This is a genomic window from Dyadobacter luteus (assembly GCF_003383615.1).
GTDB lineage: Bacteria > Bacteroidota > Bacteroidia > Cytophagales > Spirosomataceae > Dyadobacter > Dyadobacter luteus.
On the sequence record NZ_QNUL01000030.1, the window covers coordinates 45364 to 59559 of the forward strand.

Annotated in this window: 11 protein-coding genes; 3 read left to right on the top strand and 8 right to left on the bottom strand. The window is 44.3% G+C overall.

Going from position 1 to position 14196, the window contains the following annotated elements; genetic code table 11:
• Positions 1-4: 4 nt before the first annotated feature.
• The 4 genes from DSL64_RS24635 to DSL64_RS24650 form a co-directional block, all read right to left on the bottom strand.
• Positions 5-1927 (bottom strand): RagB/SusD family nutrient uptake outer membrane protein, encoded by a 1923-nt coding sequence (locus DSL64_RS24635; RefSeq protein WP_115833643.1) that lies wholly within the window; start codon positions 1925-1927, stop codon positions 5-7.
• A 33-nt stretch (positions 1928-1960) separates the two neighbouring features.
• Positions 1961-5101 (bottom strand): SusC/RagA family TonB-linked outer membrane protein, encoded by a 3141-nt coding sequence (locus tag DSL64_RS24640; protein WP_115833615.1) that lies wholly within the window; start codon positions 5099-5101, stop codon positions 1961-1963.
• 565 nt (positions 5102-5666) lie between these two features.
• Positions 5667-6221, bottom strand: coding sequence for a helix-turn-helix domain-containing protein (locus tag DSL64_RS24645; RefSeq protein ID WP_115833616.1), 555 nt, complete (start codon positions 6219-6221; stop codon positions 5667-5669).
• Positions 6222-6399: 178 nt separating this feature from the next.
• Positions 6400-7968: a glycoside hydrolase family 43 protein gene (locus tag DSL64_RS24650; protein WP_115833617.1), complete on the bottom strand. Its 1569-nt coding sequence runs from the start codon at positions 7966-7968 to the stop codon at positions 6400-6402.
• Between the two features lie 235 nt (positions 7969-8203).
• On the opposite strand from DSL64_RS24650, the gene DSL64_RS24655 reads away from it, so the two are divergent.
• Positions 8204-8584 (top strand): DUF3244 domain-containing protein, encoded by a 381-nt coding sequence (locus DSL64_RS24655; RefSeq protein WP_115833618.1) that lies wholly within the window; start codon positions 8204-8206, stop codon positions 8582-8584.
• Positions 8585-8688: 104 nt separating this feature from the next.
• Here DSL64_RS24655 and DSL64_RS24660 read toward each other — a convergent pair whose 3' ends face one another.
• The 4 genes from DSL64_RS24660 to DSL64_RS24675 all read right to left on the bottom strand — a co-directional run bounded on the left by DSL64_RS24660 (position 8689) and on the right by DSL64_RS24675 (position 11876).
• The gene (locus DSL64_RS24660) at positions 8689-9138 is read right to left on the bottom strand and encodes a hypothetical protein (RefSeq protein WP_147300416.1); all 450 of its coding nucleotides are present in this window, start codon (positions 9136-9138) and stop codon (positions 8689-8691) included.
• Positions 9139-9381: 243 nt separating this feature from the next.
• A complete protein-coding gene (locus DSL64_RS24665) occupies positions 9382-10416 on the bottom strand; it encodes a FecR family protein (protein ID WP_115833620.1) in 1035 nt (344 codons plus the stop codon).
• A gap of 179 nt (positions 10417-10595) precedes the next feature.
• Positions 10596-11342, bottom strand: a complete 747-nt coding sequence (locus DSL64_RS24670; RefSeq protein WP_115833621.1) for a hypothetical protein — start codon at positions 11340-11342, stop codon at positions 10596-10598.
• Between the two features lie 54 nt (positions 11343-11396).
• Positions 11397-11876 (bottom strand): Lrp/AsnC family transcriptional regulator, encoded by a 480-nt coding sequence (locus DSL64_RS24675; RefSeq protein WP_115833622.1) that lies wholly within the window; start codon positions 11874-11876, stop codon positions 11397-11399.
• Positions 11877-11982: 106 nt separating this feature from the next.
• Here DSL64_RS24675 and DSL64_RS24680 point away from each other — a divergent pair, with 106 nt between their 5' ends.
• Both DSL64_RS24680 and DSL64_RS24685 read left to right on the top strand, forming a co-directional pair.
• Positions 11983-12900, top strand: a complete 918-nt coding sequence (locus DSL64_RS24680; RefSeq protein WP_115833623.1) for a DMT family transporter — start codon at positions 11983-11985, stop codon at positions 12898-12900.
• A gap of 83 nt (positions 12901-12983) precedes the next feature.
• Positions 12984-14159, top strand: a complete 1176-nt coding sequence (locus tag DSL64_RS24685; protein WP_115833624.1) for an aminotransferase class V-fold PLP-dependent enzyme — start codon at positions 12984-12986, stop codon at positions 14157-14159.
• Positions 14160-14196: the final 37 nt, after the last annotated feature.

Here is a 14196-nt window from a genome sequence, read left to right on the forward strand (position 1 = left end):
AAGATTAATGGAAAGGGTTTCTTATGATCTTCGGATTATTATTAATCACCGATTGCGCGATTTCTGAATAGTAGTTACCATCACGGAAGTGGCGCGGACGTGTATTTCTTGACGAACGGAATTTGTCAAAAACATATTTACCATGATTAGGATGGCCGGGACGAATGATCCTGTAGGGAAACAATGCATAAATATTTGCATCGGGATTACCTGTTGTTCCATCCCACAATTCGTGCGCAATTCTCCATCTTCTCAAATCCCATACACGGTGATCTTCGAAGGCCAGTTCCACCTTGCGTTCATTACGTATGCGCTGTATTGTGAGTGTGGTCAGACTATTTTCTCCAAACCCCGCACGTTGTCTGATGCGGTTGATGTAGGTCAATGCTTCCGCAGTTTTTCCTGTTTCAAAAGCTGCCTCACCTGCGTTCAGATAAATTTCTCCCAACCGAAACTGTACCCACCAGATATCACTTCTCACTGCGCTGGTAGCTGCTCCGGGAGCGCTATCCAAGTATTTACGCATGTAAAAACCTGTGGATGAAACATAGTTTTCATTGTGAAGAGGTCCGTCTGCACCGGTGAGTACGCCACCGTCGGTATACTGCGTATTAAGTCCACCTTCCTGACGATCATATTTGTTGGTGGTTGCATTCCATACATACACACCCGCCTGCATTTGTAAGGGCTGTCCTGCGAATGAAGAGCCCGGATAGAGAATCGTTCCAGAAAGACGCGGATCTTTGTTGGCAAAAATGTCAGATGGTTTGTCGTAAAAAACCCAGTTCGTTTGTCCCGCGGCGGTATTACTTCCCGTTCCCACACCTTTCAATGCGCCGTTCGATCCATCCAGATATTCAAAGGATTCCACCAGATTCAGCGAAGGCGATAGCGCGGAAGATCCGCTTACATTTTCGACATCTTTACGAAGGCCGCGGGGAATATTTTCCAATGTAAAAAGGTGGCGTCGCCCCTGGCTCACAGCATAATCAATCGCCTGAATCACCTCCCGGTTATTGGTTTTGGTAGTCAGCGTTTCGTAAAAATTCTGACCGCGGTCGGGATTATTTTCAAAAAGCTGGTAAGCGCCGCTCTTGATAATCTCCTCCGATGCCGCCAAAGATGATGCGAAGAAATAGGCAGCTCTCGAAGCTGGTATACCAATGATATTGCCTGGTAAAGAGATAGGCGCCGCCATCTGGTTGTTGTATTTCGCCAGTGAACCCGCATAGAGCATCGCCCGGCTTTTCAAAGCCAATACCGTGTAACGATTGGCTCTGGTTTTGCTATTGGCGTTGCCTATATCACCCATGATCTCATTCAGCTCTGATTCGATGAACAGGTATACCTCTTCTTCTGTGTTGCGGGGCTGCTGCAAATACGACGGATCACCCTCGAAATTATAGATCATTTGTTTCGTGATAAGCGGAACACCGCCCATTCTTTTGACAAGTTCGAAGTAGTTGAACGCACGCAGGTAACGGAGTTCAGCCACAAACTGCGCTTTGATTCGCTCAGTCATTTTAGGTGAACTGGCTGCCTGAATATTGTCGATGGCCAGGTTAATATCACGGATCAGATCGTAGTTCCACAGCGCCCATCTGTTGAACGGATAATCGATCAGACTGTTCCGGAACTCGTAATCGAAATTACTTACCCCTGACCACATCGCTTCATCGTACGAGGCATAATCCTTCCATCCGCAGTAGCCAGCCGCAGAGCCGCAGCCATACGGCCCTTCAAAATCAGTATGGCGTGGCAGTCTGCTGTAGAAATCGGCCACGGTGCTGAGAATAAGCTGCGGATTCGTCCACAGTTGCTCGTCGGTCAGCAGGTGCTCCGGCTCACGTTCCAGCCAGTCTTTATTACAACTGAAACTGGTGGTGAGCAGCACCAAAATAAGCAGGGATTTAAAGAATGATTTCATCTGTTTGTTAGTAATCAGTTTTAACATCCGCGATCAGAACGTCACGTTGAAACCTACATTGATAATTTTTTGGGACGGATAACGTAAGCCAGATTCCATGGCGAGTTCAGGATCCAGTTCGATGTGCGACAGGTTATCGAAAGTGAACGGATTGGTCGCGCTTACATACACTCTGGCCGCTTTCATCTTCACTTTTTCTGCCATTTTCGGTGGTATGGCATAGCCCAGTTCAATTCTTCTGACCCGTACATAAGTCACGTTTGTACGCCAGTAATCGCTGTTGCGGTAATTGGAATGGCTCGAATTTTCCCGAATCGCAGGATACTTGCCCGGAATCCATGCACTGTTGTTATCATAAACATCCTCTCTCCTCCAGCGGTCTTCGAGCATCCATCTTGGTGAATTATGCCCTCCCTGGAATGGGAATCGCAGCTCCAGATTCTGGTTGAATGAGTACATCGAACCACCTGCAAAATCCACTGAAAGGGAGAAGTTTTTATAACCAAAACTGCTTGTCAGACCAAATCCAAGAATCGGATTATCATACAATGCGTAGCCAATCGGGCGCTGATCCAGGTCATTGATGATGCCGTCGCCGTTCACATCTTTGTAAATCAGATCGCCGGGCAGCATGGTGGTGTTACCTTGCCCGTCATTGTTGATGGTGTAGTTTTCAATCTGCTCCATCGATTGGAACTGGCCGACCACCTGATAACCAAAGTTTACACCCGACCAGCGATTCTCTGTAGCATTTCTGTATTCGTCCCAGGAGTTACCGAATCTTGGCTTATATCGATCCAGAATTTTTCGGCGGGATAGCGTGGCATTCACACCAACAGAATAAGTAAAATCTCCCTTTTTGCCGCTGTAGGTAATAATCCCTTCCACACCCCGGTTGGCCTCTGACTCCAGGTTTTCTGCGGGTAATGCATAACCTACTTCACTTGGAAGCAGCACGTCATATCTGGATGCCGGCAGACCTGAAAGTCTCCTTTCAAAGATGTCAAACTGAGCAGATATCTTATTATCAAAAAGCGACAGATCTATACCTACATTTTTGGAAGTACTTGTTACCCAGCTCAAATTCGTTACAGGTAAGCCGCGTGGCCTTGCCCCTACAATCACTTTCCCGTCCAGCAAATATTCACTGCTTCCGTAGGTAGCTCCGCCCAGATAGCCCCATGGCGATACGCCTTCTTCCCTACCAGCTTGTCCCCAGGATGCACGCAGTTTCAAATCCGTCAGGAAGGGAAGCTTGTCCCGCATGAATTTCTCCTCCGAAATACGCCATCCTGCAGATACTCCTGGGAACAATCCCCAGCGTTTTTGCGGTGCATACAGATACGAGCCATCATAGCGTCCCAACAGTTCGAGCAGGTATTTGCCTTTGTAATCATAATTCAGTTTTCCGATCACCGAAGCCCTTGCGTTAGTCGTCCACGTAGTAGATACATCGTTGACATCCACAAAATTGATCAGGTTGTTGTCATTGATCGGAGGAACCGACTGAACCGTTGTATAAGTATCGTCGTTGTCAGACCGCTCATAGGCCATTACGGCTGAGAAATAATGATCTTTGAAAGAATTATCATAACTCAGCTGCATTTGTACAAACCTGTCCTGGACTTCTCTTCGGTTACGGTTCCGCAGCGGACTGGCAAATCCGCCATATACTTCATAAGTGTCGGTATCAGCATTGTAACGGTAAGCATCATAGCTATAACGCTGCCGATCAAACTTATTCATTTTGTAGGAATGTGAATACGTAGCCCTGGCTTTCAGGCGGAAAGGAAAGGCATATTCGGCGAAGAAGTTGCCTGTCGCGTTATTCCACACATCCTTCTGCCAGCCGGCAATTTCTTTGGTATAAGTCGAAGGTAGTCTGGTGAGATAGCGCACATTTCCGTTAATATAATTCGGGTTACTGTTCGCATAAGGATTATCCATCGGCCAGGAACTGTTCGCTCCCAGGAATGCATTCCATATCGGATCTTCCCTACCTGGAATCGCCACGTTGTCGCGGTTTTCAATACGATAACTCAGCTGTGTGCCCACTGTAAAACCCTTTGCAATAGTGGTTTGCAGATTCGACTGAAGATTGGTACGGTTAAATCCATGCCCCTTCATGACAAAATCCTGATTTACATGACCTGCCGAGAAATAGTAGGTAGTCTTTTCAGATCCTCCCGCCACACTTGCATTCAGGCTGTATTGTGCTGCATTCGGATTGTTAACGACATAATCGTACTGATTAAAACTCTGGTAACCAGGCTCAGTTCCCTGTCTCCACTTCTCCAGTTCAGCCGCTGGCATAGTCACTGGCAGGCCACGGTTCTGCTGCGACTCTGCTCTGGTCAGATGGAAAAGGTAAGCGTCTGCCGGTGTTTCGAAAGGAAACCGTGTCAGATTTTGCCAGCCATAATAACCATTGATATTGATCTGAGGCGTCTGATTTCGTCCTCTTTTGGTGGTGACCAAAACTACGCCATTGGCTGCACGGAAGCCGTACACCGAGGCTGATGCATCTTTAAGTATAGAAATATTTTCAATATCATTGACATTCAAATTGTTAAACTGTCCACTCGTCTGCGGAATACCATCAATAATAAAAAGCGGCTCTCCCATGTTTCTGATCTGCAACACAGCCGGCGAACCCGGACGTGCGTCTCCTTCATAACTATTGGTAGATCGGGTGGTAATACCCTGCATTTTTCCGACAAGTGCGTCAGCAGTGGTTGTGGCGGCCGTTTGCGTGAGCTTGTCGGAGGTGATTGCACTTACTGCACCCGTTACCGAAGCACGGCGCTGGGTTCCGTAACCTACAACCACAACTTCGTCGAGCGCTTTATCATCATATTTCAATTCCACTTCCAGCGCAGTCTGCGAACCCAACACAATTTCCTGAGTCACATATCCAACGAATGAAAACACCAGTACTTCTCCGGAGACAGCCTTGATGCTGTACTTTCCGTTCTGATCTGTAACAGCGTTAGTGCTGCTTGTTTTTGCCTGAATATTCACGCCTGGCATCGGCGTTTTATCTCCAACATCCCGGACTGTGCCCGTCAACTCCCTCACCTGTTGGGCAAATAAATGGTGCGGGCAAGAAAATAGTAACCCCAACAGCAAAATCCATGCTGTTGCAGGAATACGGTAGCATACCTGCTTTTTCATTCAAATAAGCGTTTACAATGGGTTTATACCTGTAAATTTCATTTGGATTCTTTCTGACCTGCCACTAGCAAATACCTGTTACAGGACAATAGCTAGCCTGTAGCACGATTTTACGGCCACCGGCAATCATAGGAAATCACGAAATACTATCAATCATTAGCGATGCCGGAATGCACGATTCCAGCTGTCCTTTTCAATCAGTCAACAACGATCAGGATCGGGCAATAAGGCGTCATCTGGTATTCAGCAATACCGGAATTAATTACAAGAATGCAGGTTTTGCGCCTGCCTTTAACAGTGTCAGCATATTTTCTTCATGGTTGTAACAAGGTTATGATGAGGGCAATAACATCCTACACCCTGGCTTACCGGAAAGCGCAGGTTCAGAAGCTCCATGCGTATCAGATACGGCAGGAATAGTCAGATTTTAACACAATACACTCATACTGGCCCTGCTATGCAGGACAGTAAACGGCACTGACGAATCAGCTAAATCGGAAACGGTAATTTCTGCACAATGCCAAAGTGAGCATTGCATGTAAGATGTGTGTTTAAACGTACCAGACTATACGAATATATCCAGATACCGGACCTCCGCAGACACCGGCATAATTCCATGCTTTTGAAGACAGTTGAAATACATACTATCTCCGGCTTTAAGATGGTATTCATTATCACCAACGGTCATCTTCATTTCTCCGTCAATGACATAAATGAATTCCTCACCTTCGTGTGATAATTCATGTTCCTTCACTTCCCCCTTTCTGGCGACAAAAAGCATAGGCTGCATTTTCTTCTGATGATATTCCGGTCCAAACGGATAAATGAAATATCCCTTTTCAGTTTTCGTCAGATTGTCCTCTGCTTTTTGTTTCGATGTCAGAATAGCACTCAGCCATTCTTCCGTTTCCAGCAAACTTGAAATGTTCGTCCCCAGCGTCTGCGCAATCTTAATCAGCGCTGCCACCGACGGAACTGTTTTGTTATTCTCAATTTTGGAGATCATACTTTTCGATAGCTCACTGCCATCGGCAACCTCCTGCAAAGTTCTTTTTTGACTTGTTCTTAATATCCGTATCCGGTCACCAATATTAAGCGCGTTACCTTCTTCTGTTGACATACACTTCAACCTTGTTTACTAAATTACATTTTGTTTCACTTCATTCAACAAGGTTGAATGCAAATATAGAGGCAAAATCTGGTTACACAAACTTTTGTATAAATATTTTGTGTTTTTATTCTATTATTTAAAATTAACAGGAGAATATAAGTCTCTGTTCGTTGCAATGTCGACCAGCTTAGTCATAAGTCATCTGAGCTGCTTTGATTTCTGCCTTGCCTTCCCCGGTTCCATATACATTCACGCCTACTCTGGGAGCTCTGTCCCACCGCGGCAACCAGGGAGCCTCCATGCGTATCGCACTCCCGAGCGAATCTATCTTATGCCCCTTCACGCCCCAGCTAAATTCGTAATACCTGCCGAAGCGTGTATTCAGTTTCAGTTCAATATCATTATACTTTTCGGGAATATCCTGGCGTTTGAGCACCTCACGGATGCCGTCTTTGACCTGCCACATCTCAATATGATCTTCAGTGGCGCCATAACCAATCGCATTATTTGCATCGCCATAAATGACAATACTTTGTAATAAATCCTTTTTACCAATCACCTCCGCCATAAACGAATAATTCCCATTTTTCACGGTGAGTCCAAGGAAATTACCTGCGTAGATCTGATTTGTGTTTTCTATTTGCAAAGCACCATTCTTCACATCAAATACAGGTTTAGGAAAACTTACATCGTAGGTCCATGGCGTAGTAACAGTATCTCTTTCATAATTGACGATAAAATTGGGATTGATCACTGCTACAGGTCCGGCCGGAGACTGCGCCTGTGCCGGAGTAGTACGACCATATCGAAATACCGGCCACTTGGTAGTTTCATTCCATACCAATTCAGATAAAACGCCTTGTCGCCCTGCAAATGTGAAATCAACGCCATTATAGGCGTGATGTAAATAGAAATAGCGATTTTCAGGTGTGACCACGACTGTACCGTGTCCCGGACATTTCCAGGTGTCGTCTCCAAACAACACGGGATTTCCTTCAAACTTAACCCAGGGTCCCTGAAGCTTTTCAGCCCGGGCAAAACCTACCTGATAATCGCACTCCGCACCACAGCAGGCATTGCCAGAATACAGCATATACCAATAATTACCTCTTTTGAAAATGGCCTGCCCTTCTGCCATTCCAGATTCCCAGCCGGCGGGATCGGCTTTGATTATTGTAAACTCTTTGCCAATAACCTGCAAACCGTCCGGCGACAATTCGGCTCCGAGGATTTCAATTCCTCTGTCCTTATCCAAACCATACGCTTTCCATGTAATGTATAGTTTGCCCTTGTCTTCAACCACGAAAGCATCAATAGCTTCTTTGGTCCATTCAATGATTACAGCATGGTCTTTGAAACCTTTCTTAAGATCTGTTGTAGTAGCTACACCTATATAGGATTGTTTGTCATATTTGCGGCGGGCTGTATAATAGCAATAGTAAACTCCATTGCGAAAGTATAGCTCAGGAGCCCAGAAACTGCCCATTGTCCATTCGGGTAATGTATCAAATACCGGTCCTACGTATTCCCAGTCGATCAGATTCTTCGAAGTATAGATCGGATAAGCCGGCCCCCATTCAGAAGAAGTACCTACAGCATAATAAGTATCACCAACACGAATTACCGACGGATCAGCAAAGTCTCCGGCTATCACAGGATTTCTATAGGTTACCTCAGGCCCCGGCAACGGCTTTTGCGCCAGAGCAAAAGACATAAAAATCAGGTTTATCAGAATCAGCTTATACAGGAACTTCATTGTTTTAGTATAGGAATGTTACTGCGAAGAAAAGAATTAATCCGGGCATTTCGGAAAAATTCGAACCTTTTGCAGTTTTAGAGCGGCGAAGAATGTCTTTTTAAGCCCTGAAACCATTCGTCACCGATCTGCTACCGCTCGTGTACTTTGTTATACATAGTACCTGTTATAGCCATTACATTTGTTATGTTCTTAGAGAGAATTATTAGCCATAACAATAACATATCTGTTAGCCATGAAAACATCAGTTAAATATCTCGCACTCGTTTTTGCATTTGTCGCTACTGCCTTCACAGCAAACGCTGAAGATAAGGAAACTAAAAAATCTGCAGGATTCGGAACGGGAATCTATGCCACAACTAAAGGAACCATCAGAGTATTAGTAGAAAAAGTAAACACCGAAGCCAATACTACCATTTACCTCAGAAATGAAAAGGGAAATATCATTTACAGAGAAACGGTCGGTAAAAATCTGCAGCAATTTGGCAGAACGCTGAATGTGGACGATTTATCTGCCGGTAAATATCAGATTGAGGTGATCTGCAACGGAGAAAAACAGTCGAAGTCCTTCGAGCTGGCAGCGCCTAAAATGGAGCGAACTTTGCTGGTTAAGTAAGAATCATAAATTATCTGGTGGAGAGTAGCTACAATTTGAGCACACCTATATCAATTCGCAGGCGTATCCACTGGAACTTTCAGGAACGAAAGCTCCAGTGGATTTTATTTTATCCGTGAAAAGAGGAAAATATAATTGGAAAACCCACCCGCTACGGGCGTCGCAAGATGCAACCTCAAAAAATCGTCAGTAACCAGAGATACCTTAAACTCGGTACCATCTATTATTAACCTACGCTCATCGGGATTGTAAACATACTGATGAGAACCCGCCTTAAAGAAAGAAGGAAGAATCGGGTCGCAATCTGGTTGTGTTTGCTTAACGGCCAGCTTACCATTGCTATCGAAACTGAATTCGTAGGCGATACGATTACAATACGTCCAGGGATAATAAACAGATGATTCAAGGATCTCTCCTTCCGTTGGATCGGAATCCTGCAACGCAAATTCCCAGCTTGTGTTTTCCAGGGACTTCTCGACCTCATCCTTTTTACAAGCTGCCAGCCCGAACAGCATAGCTATTGATAGAATTAAAACATTCGCTGAGCGTTTCATACCATTGGGTTTTCTGATAACGTCCCAAATGTAACCACTGTATATTCAATAGCCAAGCATGAAACTTCAAAAGCAGCTTGTCAAAACTTTTCCAATACCTCAAATCCCCATTTTTGCAGACGACCTGAGCACATCCAATGCCCGGTAAATGAGTTTATAAACCCCTCCTATATTGATTTCCAGGATTTCGGCGATCTTTTGGTAACCAAAATCCTTTCTGATAGTATGTGATCACTCCCCTCTTCACTGCCATTTCTTCTCTGATGTAAGAATAATCGCCTCATCTTTAACCTGAACCTTTGCATTCAGGACAGCAGCTAAAGCCAGAATAGTATCTTTCTGTTTATCCAGGGGAAGTATTCCATCCAGCAATCTTTCCTGCAAACCGTCCCCGACCAGTCGGACTGGTTTGTTAAACCGGTCTTCAATGGTTTCCAGCACATCACCCACCTTGGCCTGATCCATGATCAGTTCACGATCTGTCCAGTTGTAGATCAATGTCAGATCGGTGGGAGTTCGGGCTACTGGTTGCATTCCGACTTTGGTTACAGTCTCTCCTGGTTGCAACAACAGGCTCATTTTCGAATCTGTCACTTTTACCGAGCCGGACTCCAGTTCCACCTGCGCCTTATCCTTTCGGTATTTCACGTTGAAAACAGCTCCCAATACTTCCACATCCAGCTTATCCTGAATATGTGCGACAAATTTGTGAGCCAGAACAACTTTTTTACTGTCTTTATTCAGATGTTTTACTTCAAAATGTGCTTCACCATCCACCCATACTTCACGAATTTTACCGGGCTTCCAGTTTTTCCTGAATTCCAGGGTAGAATTGGCGCCCAGCAATACCACCGACTCCTCAGGAAGTGCTACACGTATTTGCTCACCACTGACCGTGGTGAAGCGGTTCATCCCAGAAATGGAGTACAACCACGCTGAAACAGTTAATCCCGCAACCAGCACCAACACAGCAGCAGCACGGACATAAACTGAGTTGAAAATCTTTCCGGTATTTTTCTGCTTTTCGTCTACTGAGCCTATTCCGGATTCAATTGTCTGCCAGATCTTAGGCTGCCTCAAAACATTTCGATCAGGATTCTGCGTAGAAAGTTTTTGAATGACTATTTCCGCCTCGTTTACTACTCCGGCCATCACAGGCTTTTCCGCCAGGAGGGATGTCCAGATTTCATCAGCCGGTTTACCTTTTTTGATCCAGCTCCTGAAATTTTCATCCGACACAAAATCCTGTAAGTTGTAATCTGTATATCGCTTTTGCATTAACTCAATTCTGACTTTCACCTACTATACAATGAAAGGTACCCAAATTATCCCGCGGGGGGAATTATTCTCAATGATTCCATGTAATAAAGGCAACCTCGTTGGTAGTTGTACTGTGATTTAACAAAATTTTTGCCACAGATTACACCTAAGCACATTACAATATGGTTACGAATATGTCATTCAGCCGGAACAAATGTGTAGTTACTAATCCCATAGTAATGCGATTCTGTGATTTTCAGCATATCAGGAGTAAGCTCTCTAATGATGGTAAAATCATGATCCCGATATATAGTAGAATTGCTTTGTTTATACACAAATCTGTCAGGAAGTGTATCATGGAATTTCCAGTTACGTCTTAGGGAAAGAGGAGGAGAACTGTTATCCCGGTCAAACGTATAGGTTTCAATATCATATGTACCTGATAAATTGTAAGTAACATATGTTTTCGAAACCAGTGCCAGGCTGTCCTTCCCGTTTTCTGCAGGCAACATTTTCCACTTCCTGGATAATAAAGAGCTTATCTCTGTTTGGGTTAACACATGGATTTTTGCTCCGGAAACATCAGTTGTCTTGCCATCTACGGTGATTGTGAATCCCACCTTTTCCTTATCCACTTTCAAATTGCTTATAACAGCATATGCCCCTAATCTCACATTTCCGTCTTCCTTTATCTCATAGTTTCCTGTCGACACTACCCCCAGGGAGCCCGCCAAAACATAATCACCACCCTCAAAAAAATGAACATATCCATTTTCATTTGTCGAAGTTCGGAAGTTTTTATCACTGAGCGCCCACTTCCCAACTATCTTATTTCGAATCTGAGAAGGTGTATCAACAATTTCAGATCCGACATCAGACATACAGGAAATCTCAAAAAAGGCTAATAAGATAATAATTAAACTGATCAGGAGATACTTTTTCATAAGCGAGAGATAATTCAATATATTTATTTAATTAGTTAGATATTCGTCTAAACACTACTTCTTCTTCAAAAACCCCTCAGGAATCGTCATTCCCGCTTTGATCACATCCATTGCCACAATCGTCCGGAAATGGCGGATATTCGGATTGCTGAAAAAGATTCTTCTGGTCAGCTTTTCATAAGCCTGCATGGATTCAGTGAGAATCACCAGCACAAAATCCGATTCGCCCGTAACGTAATAGCATTGCTGTACTTCCGGTGCAATTTCGAACGTGTTTCTGGTGTGATCAATAAATTCAATTTTCTCACTATCCATAAACACTTCGACAATCAGCGTAACCATTGCTCCTACTCTTCCACGATTGATCACACTTCTGTCGGCTTCTATAACGCCGGATTGCCTCATTCGCTTGATACGACGCTGAACCGCAGCCGCAGATAGCCCCACCGCCTCTCCGATCTCACGTTGGGGAGTCATATTATTTTCCTGCAATATCCTGAGAATCGCAAAATCGAAAGGATCAAGTTCTTCCATATTCAAATCAACATGAAACAAAATTGCAAATAAGCACCAAAAATGTAAGAAATAATGCAGCAGGAATGACTGAATTTTGCAGTCGCATTTAAAAACGAATCACAGTATGCAACCATCTGCATTGAGAGGTATTTTGCTGGCGATCCTGGCAGCAATTTTATGGGGTGTCTCAGGAACACTGGGACAATTTCTTTTTCAGCAACGAGGTATTAATGTCGAATGGCTGATCACAGTCCGGTTGCTGATCTCAGGAATTCTGTTACTCACTTTTTCAAAAGTCCGGGAGCACTCCGAACTGACCGCCGTATGGCGTAATAAAACGGATGCCGTTCAGCTTCTGGTATTCAGTATTGCAGGAATGCTTGCCGTTCAGTATACGTACTTTGCTGCCATCAAACACTCCAACGCAGCTACTGCCACAGTGCTTCAATATACAGGCCCTGTTCTGATTGTGCTATACCTTGCTTTAAAAAACCGGGCAGTTCCGCGTTTGATTGAAATTGTTGCCACGCTGCTGGCAGTGCTTGGGACGGTACTATTGGTTACGAGAGGTAATATGAACAGCCTCAACATTTCAACTCCGGCACTGCTGTTTGGTATTGCTTCGGCTGTTACGCTGGCAGTTTATTCAATTCAGCCTGCGGCGTTGCTGGCCAAATATTCGGCTTCTATGGTTATCGGCTGGGGTATGCTAGTCGGAGGAATCGCCTTTTCTTTTGTACATGCTCCATGGAATGTATCAGGCACCTGGGATATGCAAACTTATCTGTGCGTTTTTGGCATCATTACCTTGGGTACGCTCATCGCATTCTATTCTTATATGAATGCCGTGAAAATCATCGGAGCGCAAAAAGCGAGCTTACTTGCATCCGCAGAGCCATTGTCGGCAACTATTTTGGCGATGATCTGGCTAAAGCTATCGTTCTCAGGACCTGAATGGATCGGCAGTATATGTGTAATTTCGACCATTTTTCTGTTGAGTATCAAAACTCCATCATCAAAAACAGTGCAACCGGTTGAATAAGTTTTACCAAAAATCAAATTGATCTCCTGAAGCAAAAAGCTATTTAATTCTAAACAATTACCCCGACCAATACTTCATCCAAAATGCTTGATATACAACAAATAAGGAAAGACACACCCGGTTGTCACGACAAAGTATTTTTCAACAGCGCAAGTTCATCATTGGTAACGCAAGCTGTTGCAGATAAAATGACCGCCTATTTACTGGAGGAGCAGATGCATGGCGGATATAAGGTAGTGCAGGCATACGTAGAAGCGATTCAGGATTTTTACACACAGGCAGCCCGCTTACTGAATTGTAAAGATTCCAATATTGCATTTTCCTACAATGCCACCGACGCCTATGCGAAGGCGTTGTCGTCCATTCCTTTTCGCAGCGGGGATGTAATCATCACCACCGACTATGATTACATATCCAACCAGCTGGCATTTCTTTCATTGAAAAAGCGGTTCGGTGTGCAGATCATAAGGGCTGAAAACCGGGCTGATAATAGTCTGGATATTGCAGGTTTCGAAGAACTGATCATCAAACACAAACCAATCCTGGTAGCTGTTACGCACGTACCTACCAATTCAGGACTGGTACAGGATGTGGAAACAGTCGGCGAGCTGTGCAGTCAGTACGATATCCTGTACCTCGTTGATGCTTGCCAGTCGGTAGGGCAAATGGTTGTGGACGTGCAAAAAATCAGATGTGATTTTCTTACGGCAACTGGTCGCAAATTTCTGCGAGGGCCGAGAGGCACTGGTATTCTATATGTTTCGAATAAGATACTTCGAGAGAATACCCTGCCTCTATTTCCTGATATGTGCGGAGCTGAATGGATTGATTCACAACATTTTAAAATACATCAAACAGCCAGGCGCTTCGAGCTGTTTGATCGCTCATATATATCTGTAATCGGATTTGCCGAAACCTTGAAATACATCAATCATATAGGAATTCATCGCATTGCGGAATACGATCAGCAACTCTCTCAACAACTGCGAACACTTTTGTCAAAAAATGAGAAAATTCAGGTGCTTGACCGGGGAACACAGCTCAGCAATATTATTACGCTGAACGCTGTTTCTAAAACCATAGCAGAGGTGGAAACCCATTTACAACGAAACAATATCTATTATTCAGTGAGTAAACTCAATACTGTACCAATCACTGAAACTACTAGAAAAGAACAGTTTGCGATCCGGTTATCGCCACATTACTTCAACACTCCGGATGAAATAGAGCTCGTTGCCACACTTCTGGAAACCATTTAACCGTACGATTCAGATGCAACTGATTTTCTGATTGCAT

Bases quoted from the DNA above. Each gene is read 5' to 3' on its own strand.
- DSL64_RS24650 (WP_115833617.1), bottom strand. From the start codon at position 7,968: ATGAAGTTCCTGTATAAGCTGATTCTGATAAACCTGATTTTTATGTCT.
- DSL64_RS24670 (WP_115833621.1), bottom strand. From the start codon at position 11,342: ATGAAAAAGTATCTCCTGATCAGTTTAATTATTATCTTATTAGCCTTT.
- DSL64_RS24675 (WP_115833622.1), bottom strand. From the start codon at position 11,876: ATGGAAGAACTTGATCCTTTCGATTTTGCGATTCTCAGGATATTGCAG.
- DSL64_RS24680 (WP_115833623.1), top strand. From the start codon at position 11,983: ATGCAACCATCTGCATTGAGAGGTATTTTGCTGGCGATCCTGGCAGCA.
- DSL64_RS24685 (WP_115833624.1), top strand. From the start codon at position 12,984: ATGCTTGATATACAACAAATAAGGAAAGACACACCCGGTTGTCACGAC.
- DSL64_RS24645 (WP_115833616.1), bottom strand. From the start codon at position 6,221: ATGTCAACAGAAGAAGGTAACGCGCTTAATATTGGTGACCGGATACGG.
- DSL64_RS24660 (WP_147300416.1), bottom strand. From the start codon at position 9,138: ATGAAACGCTCAGCGAATGTTTTAATTCTATCAATAGCTATGCTGTTC.
- DSL64_RS24635 (WP_115833643.1), bottom strand. From the start codon at position 1,927: ATGAAATCATTCTTTAAATCCCTGCTTATTTTGGTGCTGCTCACCACC.
- DSL64_RS24665 (WP_115833620.1), bottom strand. From the start codon at position 10,416: ATGCAAAAGCGATATACAGATTACAACTTACAGGATTTTGTGTCGGAT.
- DSL64_RS24655 (WP_115833618.1), top strand. From the start codon at position 8,204: ATGAAAACATCAGTTAAATATCTCGCACTCGTTTTTGCATTTGTCGCT.
- DSL64_RS24640 (WP_115833615.1), bottom strand. From the start codon at position 5,101: ATGAAAAAGCAGGTATGCTACCGTATTCCTGCAACAGCATGGATTTTG.